The following is a 22,515-nucleotide window of genomic DNA, read 5'->3' as shown; positions in this document are numbered from 1 at the left end:
TCTACATACGCACCCTCATTTTCCCAAGAAAGACTGAAAAAACGCCGAATGGGGCCCAAAATGGGCCCCATTCGGTCGGAGTGTCGAAGTTATCTCGATTTAGGCGAACGAGTCTCCACAGGCGCAGGAGCTGCCCGCGTTGGGGTTGTCGATCGTGAAGCCCTGCTTCTGGATGGTGTCCTCGAAGTCGATGGTGGCACCATCGAGGTAGGGAACGCTCATGCCATCCACGATGACCTCGACGCCGTCGAAGTCGACGGTTACGTCGCCATCGAGGAAGCGCTCGTCAAAGTAGAGCTGGTAGATCAGGCCCGAGCAGCCGCCGGGCTGCACGGCCACGCGCAGGCGCAGGTCGTCGCGACCCTCCTGGTTCAGCAGGCTACGAACCTTGTCGGCCGCGGTATCGGTCAGCGCCACACCGTGGGCGGGGGCCTCGGTCAGGGTTGTTGCGTCGCTCATGTTTCTCCTTCGTGACGGGTGCCGCGGTGGACACGGTCTTCAACCAGGATAACCGCGATCATCGATCGAGGATTCCCGGAATTCAGAAAATTATTTGGTCTGGCCGTTCAGACGTGCCAGCAGCAGCGCCTCGGTCAGCGTGGCGCGGTGGAATACACCCAGGTGCAGCGACTCGTTCGGGCTGTGGGCGCGCGAGTGCGGGTCCTCGACACCGGTGATCAGGATCGCCGCCTCGGGGAACTCACGGACAAGATCGGCCACAAAGGGAATCGAGCCGCCGATGCCAAGCTCAACCGGGGCCACCTCCCAGGCATCGGCCATGGCCTGCTTGGCCGTGGTGACGATGGGGTGGCTGGTGTCTACCAGGAACGGGCTGCCGGTGTCGGCGTCATCGATCGAGATCTGGGCACCGAAGGGCGTGTGAGCCTCCAGGTGGGCGGTGATTGCCTCGAGCGCCTGCTGCGGGTCCTGGCCCGGGGCGATACGCACGCTGACGCGCACGGTAACCGCGGGGATCAGGGTGTTGGAGGCATTCTTCATGCTCGGGGCGTCGATACCGGTCACGGTAATGGCGGGCTTGTCCCAGATTCGGCCGAGGATCGAGCCGTTTCCGATCGGGCTGACCCCCTCGGTCAGTCCGGTCTCCAGGCGCAGCTGGGCCTCATCATAGGCGGGGGTCTCGGCCTCGCGAACGATCAGCCCGGGCACGGCCACCGAACCCTCGGCGTCCCACAGCGTGTTCAGCAGGCGGAAGGTTGCCAGCATCGCATCCGGAACCGCGCCCCCGAACATACCCGAGTGCGACGCGTGATCCAGGGTGCGCACGGTGAGGCGGAAAGTCACGTTGCCACGCAGGCTCACGGTGAGCGCCGGCGTTTCGGTGTCCCAGTTGGCCGAGTCGGCCACCACGATCGCGTCGCCGGCGAGCTCTGACCGGTGCTGGGCGAGGAAGTTGGCAAACGAACGGGAGCCAAACTCCTCCTCCCCCTCGATGAACAGGGTGATGCCCAGGTTGAAGTCGGTACCGGCCACCTCGCGCAGCGCACGAATGGCGCCGATATGCGACATCACGCCGGCCTTATCGTCGGCCGATCCGCGCCCATAGAGGCGGTCCCCCACCACGGTGGGCTCATAGACCGGGGTGTTCCACTCGGCGTCGTCTCCGGGCGGCTGCACGTCGTGGTGCGCGTAGAGCACCACGGTGGGTGCCCCCGCGCGCGCCTTGCGGGTCGCCAGGATCGCCGGCTGGCCGAGCTCGGTCGAGCCCTCGAGCGGCGCCTGCGAGATCACTACCTCGTCGAAGACGCCGGTGTCCCGGGCGAGTTCGGCGATGGCCTCGGCGCTCTGGCGCACAAAATCGTGGTCGAAGCCATCCCAGGCCACGCTGGGAATCCGCACCAGGTCGCCCAGGTCGGCGAGGGTGCGCGGCAGCTGATTCTGCACGGTCTCGCGCAGGCTCAGCTCAATCGGATCGTGCAGGTTTTGCGGGATGGTGTGGTTCGAGGCGTTCATACGGGTAATCTTAGAGCGTAACGCCAACCCAAGGATCAATAAGTGACTAAGCAGACTAACGGCACGCCGGCAGAGCCGGGCATGGAATCCCTCGACCAGACCGAGGCGCGGCTGAACGCGTCCGCCGGTAAGGGACGCCCCACCCCCACCCGCAAGGAGCGCGAGGCGGCAAATAAGCGTCCCCTCGTCCCGAACGACCGCAAGGAAGCGGCCAAGCAGGCTCGCGCCCAGATGTCGGTCGAGCGCGAAAAGGCCCGCGTGGGCCTCGCCAACGGCGAGGAGCGCTACCTTCCCATCCGCGACCGCGGACCGCAGAAGAAGTTCGTGCGTGACTTCGTGGATGCCCGCTTCAGCGCCGGCGAGTGGCTGATGCCGCTGCTGCTGCTCGTGGTCATCGCCTCGTTCATTCAGGACACCCGCGTGGCCGCCTACTCCCTCTTCGTGGTGTGGGGCCTGCTGCTGATCGCGATTCTCGACTGTGTCATCCTCGGCCTGCGCCTGCGTCGCAAGCTCACCGCCAAGTACGGCTACGCCGAAAAGGGCGTGCGCTGGTATGCGGCAATGCGGGCCCTGCAGATGCGCTTCCTGCGCCTGCCCAAGCCGCAGGTGCGTCGCCGTCAGTACCCGCAGTAACCCGGTCTCAGACCACACAAAACACCCGCCGAGAAGTTCTCGGCGGGTGTTTTGTTGTGTGCGTGTTCGCGCGGAAGACTACACCCGGCGGGCGGCGCGGATCCCGGCCAGACCGCGGTTGAGCTCGCGTCCCCACAGGGGGCCGCGGTAGATGAAGGCCGAGTAGCCCTGCACCAGCGTGGCACCGGCTTCCAGGCGTTCGTTGAGCTCCTCGGCGGTCTCCACGCCGCCGGCGGAGATCACACACAGCTCTGCGGGGACGGCCGCGCGGATCAGGCGCAAGACCTCAAGCGAGCGGGACTTGAGCGGTGCACCGGAGAGGCCACCGGCCCCCATGCTCGCAACCTTTTCGGCGGGAGTGTCCAGGCCGTCACGACTGATCGTGGTGTTGGTGGCGATGATGCCGTCCAGGCCGGTCGAAACCACCAGCTCGGCGATCTTGGCCACCTGATCATCCTCGAGGTCCGGGGCGATCTTGAGCAGCAGCGGCGTGCGACCGGAGGCGGCCTTCACCGCGGTGAGCAGGGGCTCCAGGCGGTCCAGCTCCTGGAGGCCGCGCAGGCCCGGGGTGTTGGGCGAGCTGACGTTGATGACCAGGTAGTCGGCAACCGGGGCCAGCAGGCGGGCACTCTCCAGGTAGTCCTCGATCGCGCTATCCACGTCCACCACGCGGCTCTTACCGATGTTGATGCCGATCACCGGCAGGGACTTTCCGCTGGCCCGCAGGGCGCGAATGCGCTCGGCGGCCTCGGCGGCTCCGTGGTTGTTGAAACCCATTCGGTTAATCAGCGCACGGTCGGTGGGCAACCGGTAGAGGCGCGGCTTGGGGTTGCCCGGCTGCGCGTGGGCGGTGATCGTGCCCACCTCGATGTGGCCGAAGCCCAGGACCCCCAGACCCTCGATCATCGTGGCGTCCTTGTCGAAGCCGGCGGCGATCCCAAACGGGGTCGGGAAGGTGATGCCCAGGGTACGCACCGAGAGGTCCGCTCCCCCGGCGGTGAACGCACGCGCGGCCCGTCCGAGTCCCACCCGAGGAATGGCCCGGATCGCGGTCGCGGCCAGGTGGTGTGCCTGCTCGGGCGAGAAGCGGGTCAGAACGGTTTTGAACAGGAACGGGTACATGCGGGGTCCAAGCTGGGCGTGGGCGAACGGGGAATAAGGGGAGTCTGGTTAGGTGGTTCCGGCGCGCAGGGCGGCGATCGCCGACTCGAAGTCCTCGAGCGATTCAAACGCCTGGTACACGCTGGCAAAGCGCAGGTAGGCCACCTCGTCCAGTTCGCGCAGCGGCTGCAGGATGGACAGGCCGATCTCGTTGGCGTTGATCTGGCTGGTGCCGGTCTGCCGAATGGTCTCCTCCACGGTCTGGGCGAGCATCGCCAGATCCGGATCGGTCACCGGGCGTCCCTGGCAGGCCTTACGCACACCCGCCACGACCTTGTCGCGGCTGAAGGGTTCCACCACACCCGAGCGCTTGATCACGTTCAGGCTCGCGGTCTCCGAGGTGCTGAATCGACCGCCGCACTTGGGGCACTGCCGACGTCGGCGAATGGAGAGGCCGTCATCGCTGGTGCGCGAATCGATCACCCGGGAGTCGGGGTTACGGCAAAAAGGACAGTGCATCGGGGTACCAGACTACTGAGCGGACGGAGTGAAACGGATCGCGACGGCGTCCCCGTGTGCGGGCAGTGCCTCGGCATCGGAGAGCGCGCGAATGCCCGCGGCGACCTCTTCCAGCCCGGCGGGGCCGTACTCGATGATCTGCTGCGGACGCAGGAAGGTGGCGGCACCGAGGCCCGCCGAGAAACGGCTCTGACCGCCGGTGGGCAGCACGTGGTTGGACCCGGCGAGGTAGTCGCCCAGGCTCACCGGGGAGTGCTCCCCCACGAAGATCGCGCCGGCGCTGGTGATGTTTCCCAGCACCTCGGTGTTGTGCGCGGTCTGAATCTCCAGGTGCTCGGGGCCGTAGGCGTTGCTGAACTCGGCGGCGGCAGCCAGGTCGGCAACAAGCACGATCGCCGACTGCGGACCGGCCAGGGCCTGGGCCACGCGGGCGGAGTGGGTGGTCTCGGTCGTCTGGCGGGCAAGCTCGTCACGCACCCGTTCGGCAAACTCCGCCGAATCGGTGACCAGCAGCGAGGCGGCTGCCTCGTCGTGCTCGGCCTGGCTGATCAGGTCGGCGGCCACATAGGCGGCGTTGGCGTGCGCGTCGGCGATCACCAGAATCTCGGTGGTGCCGGCCTCGGAGTCGATGCCCACCTGGCCCTTGACCAGGCGCTTGGCGGCGGCGACGTAGATGTTACCCGGTCCGGTGACGATATCCACCGGCTCCAGGCCGATGTCCGGCACTCCGTAGGCTAGGGCGCCGATGGCGCTGGCACCACCGATCGCGTAGACCTCGGTAATCCCCAACAGGCCGGCGGCCCCCAGCACCACGGGGTGCACGTTGCCGTCGAAGTCGCGCTGGGCGGGCGAGGCCAGCGCCAGGGAGGTCACCCCGGCCACCTGGGCCGGGACCACGTTCATGATCACGCTGGACGGGTAGACGGCCTTGCCGCCCGGCACGTAGAGACCCACCCGGTCCACGGGCTGCCAGCGCTGCACGATGCGCGAGTCATCGGTGAGCTCGGTCACCCGGGATGCGGGTACCTGAGCGGCGGATGCGCGACGCACCCGCTCGATCGCGGTTTCCAGCGCCGCGCGCACGGCGGGATCCAGCGCCTCCACGGCGGCGGCAATGGCCTCGGCGGACACCCGAATGCTGGTGGGCTCGCCCCCGTCGAAGCGACGGGCATGCTCACGCAGCGCCGCCTCGCCACCGGTGCGCACCTCATCGATGAGGGTGCTCGCGGCTGTCATCGCGACGGAGATGTCCACGGTGGGACGTGGCAGGAGGGCGGTGAGCTCGGCACGGCCGGGGCGGAGCTCGCGAAGATCAATCGTCTGAATCATGTCGACGCCCAGTTTAGCGGGTTTTCGGGCATCTCCGCCGCGAGACGGGCCGGGGATCCCCCGAGAATCCGGTGCACACCCGTCCAGGGTTAACGCCAACGAGCCGGGACGTGCATTCACACATTCCCGGCTCGTTATATATCGGGCCCGTTATCCGCGGGTGAGGTTGCTCAGATCGTGCAGGATCCCGATCCGGCCATCATCGGCGCGCAGAACCAGGGCGGTTCCACGATCTTCCACCGCGAGGACCCAGGCAGCCGGTCCCATCTCAAATAGGACCGACTGGCCGTCCACGCTGTGAACCGGACGCGGGGTGTAGCTGTACACCCAGAACGGCGCGGTCCGCACGGGCTGCGCGGGCACGGCTCCGGGGGCACCGAAGGCGGCGGCACCCGGAACGGGCTGCGCGGCGCGGGGACGCGGGGTCGGGGTGATCACGCGGGGCGCGCGAGCGACCGGGGCGGCCGGAGTCTCCTCCCGCTCGGCAAACTCGGTCTTGAAGGCCGGAAGGAAGGGCGCGAACGTCGAGGTGAACAGGGTGGCCAGGGCAAAGATGGTGCCCACCGGAAGCGACCAGTTGATCTGGCCGGGGACCGTGAGCACGGTGTATGCCGACACAAACAGCACATAGCTGACGGCGGCGATCACCGTGGTGACCGAGGCAAACTGATCCACCGAGAGCGAGCCGACCCGCCAGTTCACACGGGGCACCAGGCGGCGCAGCAGCACCAGGGCCAGCGCGATCAGCGGCAGAATCGACACGGCCACCGGCATCGGCGCAAACTGCAGGTTCCAGAGCGTCAGCGGCGCACCGAACTGGCCGAGGTGGAAGGCCGGCACAAACGAGATCAGCACCAGCAGCGCGCTGAGGATCACAAACAGGATCTCGCGCAGGGTGAACACGCCCACGGTGCGCACCGGGCGCGGCTCGCGAGCGGCGTAAACCGGCTGTGCTCCGGCGGCGGGCTGCGTGCTCGGCGCAAACCCGGGCAGGGCCGAGGAGGGCTGCGCCGCGTGGGGTGCGGCAAACGTGTCGGCGAAGGGTGCCACCACCCGCGGCGCCTCGGTATCCGCGGCGACGGGGGTCGTTGCGCCCGGCGCGGGCTGCGTCGCCCGAGGCGTGTCGGCCGCGGTGGCCGGCTCAGGCGTCACCGGAGACTCCGCGGCTCCCCCGGCGGCCGCGCGCTCCAAACGCTCCCACACGCCGGTTTCCGCCCGCTCGGCGGCGGGCTGATCGGGTGAGGTCGGGTTCTCTGGTGTACTCATCGGGTCCTCTCATGAACACGGGTAATGCGGGGTGAATTCAACCTAACCGAGGCAGCCGGGACCAAGCAATGATTTGAGCTCGCCGAACAGGTCCGGGCTCACCCGAACCGGGTAGTTTGGCACCTCAAACACCCGCGCCACGTCTCCGCGGGTGAGACGCACCCGCAGCTCGCCGTCGCCGCGGTGGCGCTCCAGGATTTCGCGCAGGTTGGCGATTACCGGTGCGGTCGCCCGGGCGTCGGGCATGGTCAGGAACAGCGTGGTATCGCCATCCTCCTGGACAAACTCCGGGGCCATCAGGCTGTAGGCGTGCAGGTTCATGCCGTCATCCCGCATCGAGACCCGCCCGCGAACCACCACGATCGAGTCGCCCAGCAGCATCGGACCAAACTCCTGATAGCCCTTGCCCATGAACATCACGGTGATCTCACCGCTGAAATCCTCGACGGTGATCATGCCGTACTGGTTGCCCGACTGCTTGGCCACCCGGTGCTGCACGCTGGTCACCAGACCCGCGATGGTCACGGTATCGCCGTCCTGGGTGGACTCGGAGCTCATCAGGTCGAGGATCGTGGTGGTGGCGTGCTTGGCCAGCTGGAGTTCCAGACCGGCCAGCGGGTGGTCGGACACGTAGAGACCGAGCATGTCCCGCTCGAAGGCGAGCTTGTCCTTCTTGGACCACTCGGGGCGCACGGGAATCGGGTCGGATTCCTGCGGGTCGTCAAACAGGCTGTCGAAGTCAAACGCGAAGTCTCCGTTGGACTCCTTGCGCTTGGTCTTGGCGGCATCCTCCACCAGGTCCTCAAACACCTCGGAGAGCGCGCGCCGGGTATTGCCCATCTCGTCGAAGGCACCGGCCTTAATCAGCGACTCGATCGCGCGCTTATTGGCCACCTGCAGCGGCACCTTCTTGAGGAAGTCGGGCAGGGTGGCATAGGCCCCCTTCTCCTCGCGGGCCGAACGGATACCCTCCACCACGTTGCCACCCACGTTGCGGATCGCGCCGAGGCCGAAGCGGATGTCCTCGCCGACGGCGGCAAAGAACCCGATCGACTCGTTGACATCCGGCGGCAGCACCTTGATGCCCATTCGACGACACTCGTTGAGGTAGATCGCCAGCTTGTCCTTGGAGTCTCCCACCGAGGTGAGCAGGGCGGCCATGTACTCGGCCGGGTAGTGGGCCTTGAGGTACGCGGTCCAGTACGACACCAGCCCGTAGGCGGCGGTGTGCGCCTTGTTGAAGGCGTAGTCGGCGAAGGACTCCAGCACCTTCCAGAGGGCATCCATCGCGGCCTGCGAGTAGCCGTTGCTGGCCATACCGGCGAAGAAGTCTGCCTGCTGCTTATCCAGCTCGGACTTCTTCTTTTTACCCATCGCGCGGCGCAGCACGTCGGCCTGCCCCAGGCTGAAGCCGGCGAGTTTCTGCGCCGCACTCATCACCTGCTCCTGATACACGATCAGGCCGTAGGTTCCACCGAGGATCTCCTCAAGCGGTTCCTCGAGTTCGGGGTGGATCGGGGTGATCGCCTGCTGCTTATTTTTGCGCAGCGCATAGTTGGTGTGCGAGTTCACACCCATCGGGCCCGGGCGGTACAGCGCGAGCACCGCGGAAATGTCCTCGAAGTTGTCGGGCTTCATCAGGCGCAGCAGCGAGCGCATGGGCCCGCCATCGAGCTGGAACACACCCAGGGTGTCTCCACGGGCCAGCAGCTCGTAGGACCCGACGTCGTTGAGGTCGAGGTCTTCCAAGACCAGGGTTTCGCCTCGGTTGGACTTGATGTTGTCCAGGGCGTCATCGATGATCGTGAGGTTGCGCAGACCCAGGAAGTCCATCTTGATCAGGCCGAGGCTCTCACAGGCCGGATAGTCGAACTGGGTGACAATCTGGCCATCCTGCTCGCGCTTCATGATCGGGATGATGTCGATCAGCGGATCCGAGGACATGATCACACCGGCGGCGTGCACACCCCACTGGCGCTTGAGGTTTTCCAGGCCCAGCGCGGTCTCGAAGACCTGCTTGGCCTCGGGGTCGGTTTCGACCACCGTGCGGACGTCCACCGCCTCCTTATAGCGCGGGTGATCCTTATCGAAGATGCCGGTGAGCGGGATGTCCTTACCCATGATCGCCGGGGGCATCGCCTTGGTGAGCTTCTCGCCCATGCCGAAGGGGAAACCCAGCACCCGGGAGGAGTCCTTAAGTGCCTGCTTGGCCTTAATCGTGCCGTAGGTCACGATCTGGGCCACGCGCTCGTCGCCGTACTTGGCGGTCACATATTGAATGACCTCCCCACGGCGACGGTCATCGAAGTCGACGTCGAAGTCGGGCATCGACACACGCTCGGGGTTGAGGAACCGCTCGAAGATGAGTCCGTGCTGGATCGGGTCCAGGTCGGTGATCTTCATTACGTACGCGACCATCGAACCGGCACCCGAACCACGGCCCGGTCCCACCCGAATGCCGTTCTTCTTGGACCAGTTGATGAAGTCCGCCACGACGAGGAAGTAGCCCGGGAAGCCCATCTGAATGATGACGCCCACCTCGTAGTTGGCCCGCTCGCGCACATCCGCGGGAATGCCGTTGGGGTAGCGCTCGTGCAGGCCCTTCTCGGTCTCCTTGATGAACCAGCTGTCCTCGGTCTCCCCCGCCGGCACCGGGAAGCGCGGCATGTAGTTGGCCTTGGTGTTGAACTCCACGTTGCAGCGCTCGGCGATGGCCAGCGTGTTGTCGCAGGCCTCCTCATAGTCACGGAAGAGGTGGCGCATCTCCTCGGCCGACTTGAGGTAGAACTCGTCGGCGTCGAACTTGAAGCGGTTGGGGTCATCCAGCGTGGAACCCGACTGCACACACAGCAGCGCCGCATGCGACTTGGCGTCGTGGGCGTGGGTGTAGTGGAGGTCGTTGGTGGCCACCAGAGGGATGCTGAGGTCCTTGGCGATCTTGATCAGGTCTCCCATGACCTGCTTCTCGATCCCCAGGCCGTGGTCCATCAGCTCGCAGAAGAAGTTCTCCTTGCCGAAGATGTCCTGGAACTCGGCGGCGGCCTTGATCGCCTCGTCGTACTGGCCCAGGCGCAGGCGGGTCTGAACCTCCCCTGAGGGGCATCCGGTGGTGGCGATCAGGCCCTTGCCGTAGGTCTCCAGCAGTTCGCGGTCCATACGCGGCTTGAAGTAGTAGCCCTCGATCGAGGCCAGCGAGTTCAGCCGGAACAGGTTGTGCATGCCCTCGGTGGTTTCCGAGAGCAGGGTCATGTGGGTATACGAACCCGAACCCGAGACGTCGTCCCGCGAGCCGTCGCCCCAGCGCACCCGGGTGCGGTCGGTGCGGTGCGTGCGCGGGGTCAGGTAGGCCTCGGTACCGATGATCGGCTTGATCCCCGCATCGGTCGCCGTGCGCCAGAAATCGAACGCGCCAAACACGTTTCCGTGGTCGGTCACGGCGACGGCGGGCATCCCCGATTCCTTGGCGGCCTCAATCAGCGGTTTGACCCGCGCCGCTCCATCGAGCATCGAGTACTCGCTGTGCACGTGAAGGTGGACAAACTGCTTATCCGAAGGGGTCAAAACTGCTCCGCTACTTCTTCCGAGGATGAACTTCTAGGATACCCCTCACCACCGACCGGGGCACACGCAAAAACACCCCGCGAGTAATCGCGGGGTGTTTTGAGAGGGTCAAACCGGGCACGACCCTAGTCGTTGCGCAGAATCTCCAGGGCGTGTTCCAGATCCTCGGGATACGGTGCCTCAAAGCTGACCCACTCGCCGGTACCCGGGTGGGTAAACGCGAGCTGGCGGGCGTGCAGCCACTGCCGGGTCAGGCCCAGGCGCTCGGCCAGCTGGGCGTCGCCGCCGTAGAGCGGATCGCCCACGCAGGGGTGACGCTGCGCGGCCATGTGCACACGGATCTGGTGGGTTCGGCCGGTCTCCAGGTGGATCTCCAGCAGGGACCCACGCAGGAAGGCCTCGAGGGTCTCATAGTGGGTGATCGAGTGCTTACCGTCGGTGGTTATCGCGAACTTCCAGTCGTGACGCGGGTGGCGTCCGATCGGGGCGTCGATCGTCCCGGCCAGCGGGTCGGGGTGTCCCTGAACCACCGCGTGGTAGATCTTCTCCACCTCGCGGTCGTGGAACTGGCGCTTGAGCTCGGTGTACGCACGCTCGGACTTGGCCACCACCATCAGGCCACTGGTGCCCACGTCGAGGCGGTGTACGATGCCCGCCCGCTCGGCGGCACCCGAGGTCGAGACCGTGTAGCCGGCACCCGCCAGGGCACCCAGCACGGTCGGGCCGCTCCATCCCTGCGAGGGGTGGGCGGCGACGCCGGTGGGCTTGGCGATGACGATGATGTCGTCATCGTCATAGACCACGTCCAGGTCCTCAACAACCACCGGGATGATGGTCGGTTCGGCCTTGGGCGTCCAGGACACCTCGAGCCAGTCCCCCGCCGAGAGGCGATCGGACTTGCCCAGCACCCGGCCCGACAGCGTGACGCCGCCGGAATCGGCAACCTCGGCCGCAAACGTACGGGAGAACCCGAGCAGCTTGGCCAGGCCGGCATCGACCCGGGTGCCCTCGAGACCATCGGGGACGGGAAGACTACGGCTTTGCATGGGGCTCCTCCTCGGAAACCGAAGGATCTGCGGCATCGGCCGCGGTCTTGCGAGTAGCCGCGCGTGCGGCTTCCTCCTCGGCATCGCCGGCGGCGAGGGAGGCGTCGATCGCGGCACCCAGGGCGGCACCATCGCGTTCGGCAGCCTCCGCGCGACGCGCGGCACGGCCGGGGGCGCGGGTTCCATCCAGGTTGATGCCCATGAACGAAAGAATGAGGAACAGACCCATCGAGGACACGATCAGGATGTCCGCCACGTTGTACACGGCGGGCAGCATCCACGGGGTCGAGATGAAGTCCACCACGTGTCCCAGCCCGAAGGAGGGCTCACGGAACAGGCGATCGGTCAGGTTACCCAGGACCCCGCCCAGCAGCAGGCCGATCATCACGGCCCAGGCGCGGGAGCGAATCTTTCCGCGACGAGCAAACACGATGATCGCGATGACCACGGCGGAGGCCAGGATCGAGAAGATCCAGGTCATGCCGCTGGCCAGCGAGAACGCGGCACCGGGGTTTTTAATGTAGTAGAACACGAGGAAGTCACCGATGATCGGGACGGGCTCGTGCAGGGTCAGATTGGTGGTGACCAGATACTTGGCGAGCTGATCAGCAGACAGTCCCGCCGCGGCGATAATCGCCAACAGCGGGACTGCCCACTTACCGGCTCGAGCCGGAGATTCCTGCGACAAGAATTTACTTCGAGGAACCGGTGCCCGACTGCTCGTCGAGCTCCTTCAGCTGACCCTCGATGTAACCGCGCAGCTGCTTACGGTAGTCGCGCTCAAAGGTGCGCAGCTCGTCGATCTTGGTCTCCAGGACAACCTTCTGCTTGTCGAGGATCTCGACCTGCGCGCGCTGCTTGGCCTCGGTCTCGGCGATCAGGCGGGCGGCGGTGGCGTGGCCCTCGGCGATCAGCGCGTCGCGCTTCTCGGTGCCCTCCTTGATGTGCTCGTCGTGCAGGCGACGAGCCAGCTGCAGCAGGCTCGAGGAGCTCTCTGCGTCATCGCCGGTCGGCGCGGCGGCGGCAGGTGCGGCAGCAACCGGTGCGGGCACGGCGGAGACCGGAGCCGGAACGGCGGCCACGGGGGTGGTGCTCGGAGCGGCGGCCACGGGGGCGTTGCCGCTCTCGAAGGCCTTCAGGCGCTCGGTGAGCTCCTGGTTTTCCTGGGTCAGACGACGCAGCTCAACAACGACCTCATCCAGGAAGTCATCGACCTCGTCCTGGTCGTAGCCCTCGCGGAACTTGGTCTGCTGGAACTGCTTGTTGACTACATCTTCCGGAGTTAGCGCCATGGCTGTTCACCCTTACTTGTAACGACAGATTGCGGATTTGACGTCCCCGAGGTTTCGGAGACCCAAAAACTTTATGGATGACCCCGCCAGAAGACGAGGGTCGTGACACTTCACCCTATCGTGAAGCGTCTAAATACGGAGAAAGTTGTTCACGAGTGTCATCGCAATGAGGACACAGAACATGGTGATGCTCCACCCGAAGTCGAGCATCGCCCCACCGATTCGCACCGGAGGGAGGATCCGCCGAAAGAACCGAATCGGCGGATCCGTCACGGTGAACACGATTTCGGCGATCACCATGAGGGCGCGGCCCGGGCGCCAGCCCGGACGAATGGAGCGAAAGAGCTCCAGTGCAAACCGCACCCAGAGAATGAGGAAATAGAGAAGGAGCAGGTTCCCAATGATGAACCGGAGAAGACCAATCACCGCGAAATCAACTACTGCTGTGCGAAGAAGGTGTTCTCGGCATCCGCGGACTCGGCCGCGTCACCCAGGATTGCCACGTGCTGCGGCGAGAGCAGGAATACCTTGCTGGTCACGCGCTCGATCTTGCCGCCGAGACCCTGCGAGAGGCCGCTGGCGAAGTCGATCAGGCGACGCGCGTCACCGTCGCTCATCTGCGACAGGTTGATGATCACCGGCACTCCCTCGCGGAAGGTCTCGGCGATCACCTGGGCATCCTTGTACTGCTTGGGGTGCACGGTGAGGATCTCGTTGAGTTCGTTCGGCGCGGCCTGACGGGTCACGGCGGGACGACGCAGCGGGGTGACCGAGGCACGCACGGGTGCCTGGACCGGAGCTACCGGAGCCGGGGCAGGCGCGGCGCTCGCGGGCGCGGCGGGTTCATCCGCCTGAGCCTGTGCGGCAGCCTTCTGCTGAGCCTCCTGATACTCGAGGTCATCATCAGCCAGTCCCAAATAGACCATGGTCTTCTTGAGCGGGTTGGACATTGGTACCTCCGATTTTCGCGCGGTTCTTAGGAAAATGTTAACGTGGTCAGCGGCGATTGCCGGTGATTGCGGAACCAATTCTCAGGTGTGTCGCACCCTCGGCAATGGCTTCGGCAAAGTCGTGAGACATTCCGGCAGAGATATACCGGGCGTCTGGTTTGAGCGTACGCACGCGATCTGAGAGTTCGCGCAGACGCTCGAAGGCGATCCTAGGATCCCCCTCCAGCGGGGCCACCGCCATGACTCCCTGCAGGCTCAACGCCGGGGCCTCAAGGACCCGGGTGGCCAGGGCGAGGACGTCGTCGGGGTGCACGCCGCCGCGGGCCGGATCGTCGGTCAGGTTGACCTGAATGAAGCCGGGCAGCGGGGGCGCATCGGGGAACTCGGGGTCCGCCTGGGCGAGGGCGTCCACGACGCTGATGCGATCCAGCGAGTGCACGCTGCTGGCATAGCGTCGCACCTGGCGCGCCTTCTTGGACTGCAACTGACCGATAAAGTGCCAGCGCAGACCGGTCAGGTCCGCGGTTTCCTCGGCCTTGTCCCGGGCCTCCTGGTGGCGGTTCTCCCCCACGTCCCGCACGCCCAGGGCATACAGGTCGCGGACGAGGTCGGCCGGGTGGAACTTGGTCACCACGATGGTGGTGATCTCCTCGGGGCTACGACCCGCGGCGCGGGCGGCGGCATCGATCCGCGCGGTCATTTCGCCAAGCGCCGTGGCGCGGGTGGGGTCGGTGAGCACGGGAGTGACGGGTTCGGTGATTCTCGAGGACTCGGGGGCGGATGCCGCAGCGGCGGCGAGGGAGATTCCCTCGCCGCCGGCGGGCACACTGAGCGTCATGCGTGAAACTTCTTGTTACTTGAGGAAGTCCGGGATGTCCAGCTCGGCCGAATCGGCGAATGCCGGGTCGGCGGTGGCCGGCGGGGTGTCGAGGTTCTCGGCGGTGACGTTCCAACCCGAGGCCGGCTCGTCCACGATCATCTCGGTCGCGGCAACCTCCTCGGTCGAGGTCAGAACCCCGCCCGCACCGATCTTCGCGTCCTTCATGGCCTCGACGTTCTTGGCCGGCGGTTCGCCGCCGTCAAAGCCCGCGGCGATGACCGTGACGCGCACCTCGTCGCCGAGGCTGTCGTCGATCACGGTACCGAAGATGATGTTCGCCTCGGGGTGCACGGCCTCCTGGACCAGACGCGCGGCGTCGTTGATCTCGAAGATACCCAGGTTGGATCCACCCTGGATCGAGAGCAGCACGCCGTGTGCACCCTCGATCGAGGCTTCCAGCAGCGGCGAGGCCACGGCGAGCTCGGCGGCCTTGATCGCGCGGTCTGCGCCGCGCGAGGAGCCGATACCCATCAGCGCGGAGCCCGCACCCTGCATAACCGACTTGACGTCGGCGAAGTCGAGGTTGATCAGACCCGGGGTCGTGATCAGATCGGTGATGCCCTGGACACCGGCGAGCAGCACCTGGTCGGCGGTGGCGAAGGCTTCGACCATCGAGATGCCGCGGTCGCTGATTTCCAGGAGGCGGTCGTTCGGCACCACGATGAGGGTGTCGACCTCTTCCTTGAGCTTGGCCACGCCGAGCTCGGCCTGGGCCTGACGGCGGCGACCCTCGAACCCGAAGGGCTTGGTCACCACACCGATGGTCAGGGCACCGATCGACTTGGCGATGCGTGCGACGACGGGGGCACCACCGGTTCCGGTTCCGCCACCCTCTCCCGCGGTCACAAAGACCATATCGGCGCCGGCGAGGGCGTTCTCGATTTCCTCGGCGTGGTCCTCGGCGGCACGACGGCCCACCTCGGGGTCCGCGCCGGCACCGAGGCCGCGGGTCAGCTCGCGTCCGACGTCGAGCTTGACGTCGGCGTCACTCATCAAGAGTGCCTGGGCGTCGGTGTTGATGGCGATGAATTCAACGCCGCGGAGGCCAAGCTCGATCATGCGGTTGACGGCGTTCACGCCGCCTCCGCCGATGCCGACGACCTTGATCTCGGCGAGGTAGTTCTGGTTTGCTGTCACGTCGACCTCCGGTGAGAACTTTCAACCTCTACTTGAGGCTTAAAGTTATGCTCAGTATGCATTTCCTTTCCCTGACGGTATGCCCAACGAACGCTCCCGCGCCGCCGACACGCCCGCGTGTCGAGAGTTTCCAGGCAAAGAAGGGAAAAACCGCCCGGACCGGGTGGTCCAGGGCGGTTTTCACGGGGATAATTCTTGGGCTAGCCGACCACGCCGATCTCCGGCGAGGTCACGTTGAAGCGCTGGGCGTCGGGCTGCGCACGCATCAGGGCCTCGAGCAGCTTGGCCTTCACCACGCCGTCGCTGGCATCCCCCCAGAGCACCACGGTCTCCGAGTCGACCAGCCCGAAGGTCACATCGTCCCGGGTGGTGGCACCGATCGAGGAGACCTTGACGCGCAGATCCTCGGGCATGGTCCGCAGAACCGCGGCGGCCGCCCTGAACGCATCCATCGACTTGGAACGGTCCACGGTAATCACCGGATAGTCGGCGGGCTTCTCCCCGGTACGTTCGATGACCACCCCGGCGGCATCCACGAGTTCGAAGCCGCCGTCCACGGCGACCACCCCGACCGGGGTGCGCTCCACGATCCGCAGAATCAGTGTCGAGGGCGGGCTGGATTCCACCCGGTAGGACTCGATCAGCGGGAACTCGGTGAGCACGGCCTTGATCGCGCTCTGATCCACCAGCGGGAACGGGGTCCCTAACTCGCCGGAGAGCTTGTGCTCGAGCGAGGAGGCGCTGAGCCGCTCGGTTCCGCGCACCTCGATCTTGCGCACCGAGAGGATCGGCGTGTAGCTCACGATCACCGCGAGCAGGGCCACGGCGGCAACCGAGCCGATTCCGATCAGCCAGGCACGCCGACGCCGACGGCTGCGCACGGTGAAGCGACGCACCTCGGCGCGTTCAAAGCGCTTGCGCTCGCGCCTGGCCTCCCGTGCCGTCCGGCCCGCTCGCTCGGGAGCCAGCGGGTCGGCGACGGGGCGTCGGCCGCTCGCAGACTCACGCTCGGCGGACGAGGGCACGCTGGTTGCGGACGCGGCGGAGCCGAAGATCGCTGAATCGGCGGTGGCCGAGCCGGTGAGCCCGGAGTCGGCAACCGAGGACACCGAGCCGGAGGCATCGTTACGGGCCGAGGCGGGCGAGGTGGGTGCGCGCAGGGCCGAGAGGTCCTGGGTAGCCTCGTCATCGGCGGTCAGGGGCGACCGGCTCGCACCGGGTCGAACCGGGTTCGCGTCCGCGGTTGTGTCCGGGGTCTTATCCGTGGCACCCGCATCGGAGGCGGCGTTCGCGCTCGATGCCGCCTGCGCCCCAGCCGCGGCCCGGGCCCGGTTGAGCGCCTCGGCCACCCAACCGGTGGGTGCGGGCGCGGCGTCGGCACCGGGGTCGGTGTCCCGAGCCGGAGTCGATTCCGGGCCCCGGCGCGCCTCGGACCGCGAGTCGGAGACGGCCGGCTCGCTTCCCGGTCGCCCAACCGCGGAGCGCTCGGCGGGCTCGACCGATCGCGCACCGTCCCGTTCGGGGCGTGGCGTCTTCTGTCCGTCACCGGGCTTGGGCGTGTGGGGAACGCCGGAGGGGCGCTTCACCTAGTTGCCGTGTTCCTCGAGGGAGGTCAGCACCTGCGGGATGATCTTATATACGTCGCCGCAGCCCAGGGTCACCACAAAGTCGCCGGGACGGGCAACGGTGGCCACGTAGTCGGCGGCAGCCTGCCAGTCGGCCTCGTAGTGCACCCGGGTGGGGTCCTCCCAGCGCGAGGAGACGATCTCTCCGGTCACGCCGGGGATTGGGTCCTCGCGGGCGGCACAGATGTCCAGTACCACGGTGTGGTCGGCCACGCGCTCAAGCACCTCGGCGAACTCGCCGGCCAGGGCCATCGTGCGGCTGAACAGGTGCGGCTGCTGGATCGCGATGATGCGACCCTCCCCCACCACGTCGCGGGCGGCGGTCAGCGCGGCCTCGACCTCGGTCGGGTGGTGGGCGTAGTCGTCATACACGCTCACGCCGGCGGCCACACCGTGCAGGTCGAACCGGCGCTGGGTGCCCCCGAATTCGGCGACGGCGGCCAGTGCGGCGGCCGGGTCAAAGCCCAGGCCGATCAGCACGGTCACCGCACCCGCGGCGTTCAGCGCGTTGTGGTGGCCGGGCACGCGGAGGGTGGCCACATGGTCCACACCCTGGTAGGTCAGGGTGAAGGTCACGTTGCCGTCGGTCAGGATGTTGTGCACGCGCACGGTGGCATCCTCGGCCTCGCCGAAGCTCAGCACGCGGGTGTCCGCGGAGAACTGCGCGGTGATGCGCTTTGCTCCGGGATCATCCGAGGAGATCGCCACAAACTCGCGGGTCTTCTCGGCGAATTCCACAAAGGCCGCGTCAAACGCGTCGAGGCTGCCGTAGTGGTCCAGGTGGTCGGTGTCCACATTGGTGATCAGCGCCACCGCGGTGTCGTACAGCAGGAAGGAGCCGTCGGACTCGTCGGCTTCCAGGACAAACAGCTCTCCGGTGCCCCCATCGCTAGAGACGCCGAAGGGCTCGATCACGCCACCGTTGACAAAGCTGGGGCTCTCGCCGAGGCCCAGCAGGCCGGTGACCAGCATGCCGGTCGAGGTGGTTTTGCCGTGGGCACCGGCGACGGCGACCAGGCGCTTGCCGCGGGTCAGCCCGGCCAGGGCCTGGGAGCGGTGCAGCACCGGGATGCCGTTGTCGATCGCATAGCGGTACTCGGGGTTCTCGGGCCACAGCGCGCTGGTGACCACCAGGGTGTCCGCGCCCACCGCGTTGGCGGCGTCATGACCCACCGAGGTGGTGGCCCCGAGCTCACGCAGGCTCGCCAGCTTGGGCGAGTCCTCTCGGTCCGAACCCGACACCTCAAAGCCCGCCTGCAGGTACATGCGTGCGATGCCGCTCATGCCCGATCCGCCGATGCCCACAAAGTGCAGTCGACCCAGGTTTTCGGGAATCTCTACCGAGAAGTCCGGTTTGATCACGATGTGTTTCCTCCTTCGCGGGCTCACCCCGCGCTGTAAAAATGTGTGGGCCCGGGACTAACCCTGAGCCACGGCCTCATCGATGACCGCGATGAGACGCTCGGTCCCATCCAGGCTGCCCATCAGACGCGACTGTACAGCCATATCCTGAACGCGGGTTCGGTCCCCCAGCAGCGGGATCAGCGTGTCGCGCACCCACTCGGGAGTGAAGTCGGCGTCGTTGACCAGCAGGGCACCGCCGGCACGGACGGCGTCGGCCGCGTTGAAGCGCTGCTCGCCGTTACCCACCGGGTAGGGGATGTAGGCGGCGGGGATCCCCAGCGCCGAAATCTCGCTCACGGTCGCGGCACCGGCGCGGGAAACCGCGAAGTCGGCCACCGCGAGGGCCAGGTCCATCCGGTCACAGTACTCGATGACCCGGTATCCGGGGGCACCGGTGTCGCGCAGGTCCGAGCGTCCACCCACGATGTGCAGGATCTGGAAGCCCGCGGCCACGATCTGCTCCTGCGCGGAGGCGATGGTCTGGTTGAGCTTGCGGGCACCGGTGGAGCCACCGGTCACCAACAGCGTGCGCAGCTTCGGGTCCAGCCCAAACAGCTCATAGGCTTCGGCCCGGGCGCTATCGCGCTCAAGGTTCACGATCTCGCTGCGCAGCGGCATGCCCACATAGCTGCTCTTACGCAGCCGGGTGCCGTGGAAGGCGACACCGATGTGATCGGTATAGCGGGCGCCGGCCTTATTGGCCAGACCCGGCTTGGCGTTGGCCTCGTGGATCACCAGCGGGGTCTTGGTGCGCTTGGCGGCCCGATAAGCGGGAGCGGAGGCATAACCGCCGTAGCCGATCACCACGTCGATGTTGCGATCACGAATGATGCGTTCCACCTCCCCCACGGCCCGGCGGAACCGGGCGGGGAAGCTGAAGGCGGCGCCGTTGATCCGGCGTGGGAAGGGCAGTCGCTCGATGGTCAACAGCTCATAGCCGCGGGCGGGGACGAGGCGAGCCTCGAGTCCCTCCTTGGTGCCCAGCACAAAGATCTGAGCCTGGGGATCGCGGGCGCGCAGGGCGTCCGCGGTGGCGAGCAGCGGGTTCACGTGGCCCGCGGTTCCACCTCCGGCGAGAAGGTAGTTGGTCATGGATTACTCCGATTTCTGGGCGGAGACGACGGACGCCTCACGCATGTTATTTTGCGACTGCCCCCGGGCGAAGGATAGCACCACTCCGATGGCGGCGAGCGAGGTGATCAGCGCGGTTCCACCCTGGGAAAGCAGCGGGAGCGGCACACCGAGAACCGGCAGCAGGCGCAGCACCACCGCGATGTTCACGAGTGCCTGACCGACGATCCACACCAGGATCGCGCCCGTGGTAATGCGCACCATGGGGTCGGTGGCCGAGCGAATCACCCGGATGAAGCCGATGGTCAGCAGGGTAAAGAGGGCGAGGACCACGATCGCGCCAATCAGGCCGAGCTCCTCACCGATGATGGCAAAAATATAGTCGTTGGAGGCCGCGGGCAACCAGGAGAACTTCTCGCGCGAGTTGCCGAGGCCCAGCCCAAACACGCCGCCGTTGGCCAGCGCCCAGGTGCCGTGCAGGGGCTGCCAGCACAGACCGTTATAGTCGGCGCAACCCTCCTCCAGGAACGAGCCGATGCGGTCGGTACGGTTCTGGCTGGTCATCACGAAGAACAGCACGGCCACACCCGCCAGCAGGATCGGCACGGCCAGGTAGCGCAGCTTAACGTTGGCAAAGAACAGGCCACCAAAAACCAGCACGGCCATGATCATCACGGTACCGAGGTCATGGCCGAGCTGAACCAGCCCAAGGGCCACGATCGACACCGGAACAACCGGGATCACCACGTGACGCCAGTTGTCCAGCATGTTGTACTTGCGACCGAGAACTACGCCGAGCCAAATACACAGTGCGAGTTTCACGGCCTCGGAGGGCTGAGCGGTAAAAACGCCCAGCGAAATCCAGTTTCGGTTACCGCCGTCCTCGATACCCAGCGGGGTGAAGACCAGTAGCTGCAGCACCAGCGTGATGCCCAGCAGGACCCAGGCCCACTTCTTCCAGAAGCCCAGGCTGAATCGGCTGATGATCAGCATCAGCGGAATCCCGATCACCGCGAAGGTGGCCTGCTTCCAGAACCCACCAAAGAAGCCCTTATCGTCCAGCCAGGAGTCCACGCTGGAGGCGGAGAGCACCATCACCAGGCCGATCAGCACCAGGAAAATCGTGGTGCCCAGCAGCAGGTAGTAGTTCGATGATTGCGGCGAAAACAGCTTGCCCACGCTTACGCGGGCGGTGGTTTTATCCTGCGGTGTGCTCACCGGAGAGTCCACTGGCGCTTCCTCCCCACTTCTCGATGACCGCGGCCGCAAAGCGGGTTCCACGATCGGCGTAGCTCACAAACTGGTCCATCGATGCCGCGGCCGGGGCCAGCAGAACGGTATCGCCCTCCCGAGCCAGACCGGCGGCCAGTTCGACCGCCTGCGGCATGACATCTCCAGTTTCCGCTGCCGTGACCTCAACCAGGCTCACCTCGGGGGCGTGTCGCGCGAACGCATCCCGCAACTCGTCCCGTTCGGCCCCGATCAGGACTACGCCGCGCAGGCGCGGGGCGAAGTCGGTGATCAGGTCGTCGAGGTGGGCACCCTTGAGGAGCCCGCCGACGATCCAGACCACCGAGCCGAAGGCACCGAGCGAGGCGCGGGCCGCGTGGGCGTTGGTGGCCTTGGAGTCGTCGATCCAGTGGATGCCATGGGCCTCCAGGATGGACTCCACCCGGTGGGCGTCGGCCCGGAAGGTCGACAGTGCGGTGTTGATCGACTCGGGGGTGATCCCCACCGAGCGCGCCAGGGCGCTGGCAGCCAGCACGTCTTCGACCAGGTGCGGGGCACCCAGGCCACGCGTGGCCAGGTCTTCCACGGTGATCAGTTCGAGGGCCGAGTGGTGGCGGTCCTCGTGGAAGGCGCGATCCACCAGGATCCCCTCCACGACCCCGACATCGCTGGGTCCGGGCACACCGAGATCAAACCCGATGGCGCGGGCACCGTCGCGCACGTCGGCCGCGCGGACCATCTCCTCGGTCACCACATCGGCCTTGTTGTAGACGCAGGCGTTGGCCACGTTCTCATAGACGAAGCCCTTGGCGGCGATGTAGCTCTGCAGCCCACCGTGCCAGTCGAGGTGATCATCGGCGATGTTCAGGCACACCGCGGAGATCGGCTGAAGCGGCGTCTTCCCGGCCTGGACGGCCAGGTAGTGCAGCTGGAAGCTGGAGAGCTCCACCACAAAGAAGTCGAAGCCCTCGGGGTCACGTACGGCGTCCAGGACCGGCACACCGATGTTTCCACACGGGGCCACCTTGAATCCCTGGGCGGCGATCATCGAGGCCGTCAGCTGGGTCGTGGTGGTCTTGCCGTTGGTGCCGGTGACCAGGATCCACTCGGCCGGGGTCCCGACCTTATCGCGCACGCGCCAGGCCAGCTCGATATCGCCCCAGACGGGGACGTGAGTCTCGGCGGCCCAGCGCACCAACGGGTGGTCGGGGCGGAAACCCGGCGACACGATCAGCAGGTCGGCGTTGTGGGCACTCAGCTCCGCGGGAACCGCGCCCAGATCACCGGTGTACAGGCTCGCCCCGATCACCGGGACCAGGCGGGCCAGGTCGCTCTCGGCCGACTCGGCCAGAACCAGAACCTCGGCCCCCAGCTCGGTCAGGGTATCGGCCACCGAGAATCCGGTTTTGCCGAGGCCCAGGACGGCGACCCGCAGGCCCTTCCAGTCCGAGTACCAGCTGTTGAGGGAATCAAGCGATGCAGTCATACGTTCTTTCTTGG

The 22,515-nt window shown here is 66.4% G+C and carries 20 protein-coding genes; 1 reads left to right on the top strand and 19 read right to left on the bottom strand.

Going from position 1 to position 22,515, the window contains the following annotated elements:
* Positions 1 to 99: 99 nt before the first annotated feature.
* Both erpA and IE92_RS0102705 read right to left on the bottom strand, forming a co-directional pair.
* Positions 100 to 459 carry an iron-sulfur cluster insertion protein ErpA gene (gene erpA / locus IE92_RS0102710; protein WP_030143341.1) on the bottom strand — a complete coding sequence of 120 codons (360 nt, stop codon included), beginning with the start codon at positions 457 to 459 and terminating at the stop codon, positions 100 to 102.
* A gap of 90 nt (positions 460 to 549) precedes the next feature.
* Positions 550 to 1,971 carry a dipeptidase gene (locus IE92_RS0102705; protein ID WP_051701515.1) on the bottom strand — a complete coding sequence of 474 codons (1,422 nt, stop codon included), beginning with the start codon at positions 1,969 to 1,971 and terminating at the stop codon, positions 550 to 552.
* Positions 1,972 to 2,013: 42 nt separating this feature from the next.
* Between IE92_RS0102705 and IE92_RS0102700 the strand changes: the two genes are divergently transcribed.
* The gene (locus tag IE92_RS0102700; RefSeq protein ID WP_030143339.1) at positions 2,014 to 2,604 is read left to right on the top strand and encodes a DUF3043 domain-containing protein; all 591 of its coding nucleotides are present in this window, start codon (positions 2,014 to 2,016) and stop codon (positions 2,602 to 2,604) included.
* A 78-nt stretch (positions 2,605 to 2,682) separates the two neighbouring features.
* On the opposite strand, the gene IE92_RS0102695 is transcribed toward IE92_RS0102700, so the two are convergent.
* From IE92_RS0102695 to murD, 17 genes are all read right to left on the bottom strand, one after another.
* Positions 2,683 to 3,726: a quinone-dependent dihydroorotate dehydrogenase gene (locus IE92_RS0102695; protein WP_030143338.1), complete on the bottom strand. Its 1,044-nt coding sequence runs from the start codon at positions 3,724 to 3,726 to the stop codon at positions 2,683 to 2,685.
* 48 nt (positions 3,727 to 3,774) lie between these two features.
* Positions 3,775 to 4,224, bottom strand: coding sequence for a transcriptional regulator NrdR (gene nrdR / locus IE92_RS0102690; RefSeq protein ID WP_030143337.1), 450 nt, complete (start codon positions 4,222 to 4,224; stop codon positions 3,775 to 3,777).
* Between the two features lie 12 nt (positions 4,225 to 4,236).
* Positions 4,237 to 5,553 carry a histidinol dehydrogenase gene (hisD, locus tag IE92_RS0102685; RefSeq protein WP_030143336.1) on the bottom strand — a complete coding sequence of 439 codons (1,317 nt, stop codon included), beginning with the start codon at positions 5,551 to 5,553 and terminating at the stop codon, positions 4,237 to 4,239.
* A 150-nt stretch (positions 5,554 to 5,703) separates the two neighbouring features.
* The gene (locus IE92_RS0102680; RefSeq protein WP_030143335.1) at positions 5,704 to 6,819 is read right to left on the bottom strand and encodes a hypothetical protein; all 1,116 of its coding nucleotides are present in this window, start codon (positions 6,817 to 6,819) and stop codon (positions 5,704 to 5,706) included.
* A gap of 42 nt (positions 6,820 to 6,861) precedes the next feature.
* Positions 6,862 to 10,326, bottom strand: a complete 3,465-nt coding sequence (dnaE, locus tag IE92_RS0102675; RefSeq protein WP_051701541.1) for a DNA polymerase III subunit alpha — start codon at positions 10,324 to 10,326, stop codon at positions 6,862 to 6,864.
* A gap of 179 nt (positions 10,327 to 10,505) precedes the next feature.
* Positions 10,506 to 11,426 (bottom strand): RluA family pseudouridine synthase, encoded by a 921-nt coding sequence (locus IE92_RS0102670; RefSeq protein ID WP_030143333.1) that lies wholly within the window; start codon positions 11,424 to 11,426, stop codon positions 10,506 to 10,508.
* On the bottom strand, positions 11,413 to 12,114 hold the full coding sequence (gene lspA, locus IE92_RS16355; RefSeq protein WP_081863818.1) for a signal peptidase II: 702 nt from the start codon (positions 12,112 to 12,114) through the stop codon (positions 11,413 to 11,415). Before lspA ends, IE92_RS0102670 begins: the two co-directional genes overlap by 14 nt.
* Positions 12,115 to 12,118: 4 nt before the next feature.
* Positions 12,119 to 12,718, bottom strand: a complete 600-nt coding sequence (locus IE92_RS18850) for a DivIVA domain-containing protein (protein ID WP_030143331.1) — start codon at positions 12,716 to 12,718, stop codon at positions 12,119 to 12,121.
* Positions 12,719 to 12,847: 129 nt separating this feature from the next.
* Entirely contained in the window at positions 12,848 to 13,144 is a 297-nt protein-coding gene (locus IE92_RS0102655; protein WP_043321307.1) for a YggT family protein, read from the bottom strand.
* Positions 13,145 to 13,155: 11 nt separating this feature from the next.
* On the bottom strand, positions 13,156 to 13,668 hold the full coding sequence (locus IE92_RS0102650; RefSeq protein ID WP_030143329.1) for a cell division protein SepF: 513 nt from the start codon (positions 13,666 to 13,668) through the stop codon (positions 13,156 to 13,158).
* Between the two features lie 46 nt (positions 13,669 to 13,714).
* Entirely contained in the window at positions 13,715 to 14,368 is a 654-nt protein-coding gene (locus IE92_RS0102645; protein WP_030143328.1) for a YggS family pyridoxal phosphate-dependent enzyme, read from the bottom strand.
* Positions 14,369 to 14,521: 153 nt separating this feature from the next.
* Positions 14,522 to 15,685: a cell division protein FtsZ gene (gene ftsZ, locus IE92_RS0102640; protein ID WP_030143327.1), complete on the bottom strand. Its 1,164-nt coding sequence runs from the start codon at positions 15,683 to 15,685 to the stop codon at positions 14,522 to 14,524.
* A gap of 200 nt (positions 15,686 to 15,885) precedes the next feature.
* Positions 15,886 to 17,271 (bottom strand): cell division protein FtsQ/DivIB, encoded by a 1,386-nt coding sequence (locus IE92_RS17095; protein WP_051701513.1) that lies wholly within the window; start codon positions 17,269 to 17,271, stop codon positions 15,886 to 15,888.
* Positions 17,272 to 18,672, bottom strand: coding sequence for a UDP-N-acetylmuramate--L-alanine ligase (murC, locus tag IE92_RS0102630; protein ID WP_030143325.1), 1,401 nt, complete (start codon positions 18,670 to 18,672; stop codon positions 17,272 to 17,274).
* Positions 18,673 to 18,729: 57 nt separating this feature from the next.
* Positions 18,730 to 19,806: a UDP-N-acetylglucosamine--N-acetylmuramyl-(pentapeptide) pyrophosphoryl-undecaprenol N-acetylglucosamine transferase gene (locus IE92_RS0102625; protein WP_030143324.1), complete on the bottom strand. Its 1,077-nt coding sequence runs from the start codon at positions 19,804 to 19,806 to the stop codon at positions 18,730 to 18,732.
* 3 nt (positions 19,807 to 19,809) lie between these two features.
* Positions 19,810 to 21,003, bottom strand: a complete 1,194-nt coding sequence (gene ftsW / locus IE92_RS0102620; RefSeq protein ID WP_081863847.1) for a putative lipid II flippase FtsW — start codon at positions 21,001 to 21,003, stop codon at positions 19,810 to 19,812.
* Entirely contained in the window at positions 20,984 to 22,501 is a 1,518-nt protein-coding gene (murD, locus tag IE92_RS0102615) for a UDP-N-acetylmuramoyl-L-alanine--D-glutamate ligase (RefSeq protein ID WP_030143322.1), read from the bottom strand. The genes ftsW and murD overlap by 20 nt, the downstream gene beginning before the upstream one ends.
* Positions 22,502 to 22,515: the final 14 nt, after the last annotated feature.

Source organism: Mycetocola saprophilus (assembly GCF_000718085.1).
Classification (GTDB): Bacteria; Actinomycetota; Actinomycetes; order Actinomycetales; family Microbacteriaceae; genus Mycetocola; species Mycetocola saprophilus.
The sequence above is the reverse complement of the archived record's forward strand: the minus strand, read 5'-3'. Positions and strand labels throughout refer to the sequence as shown.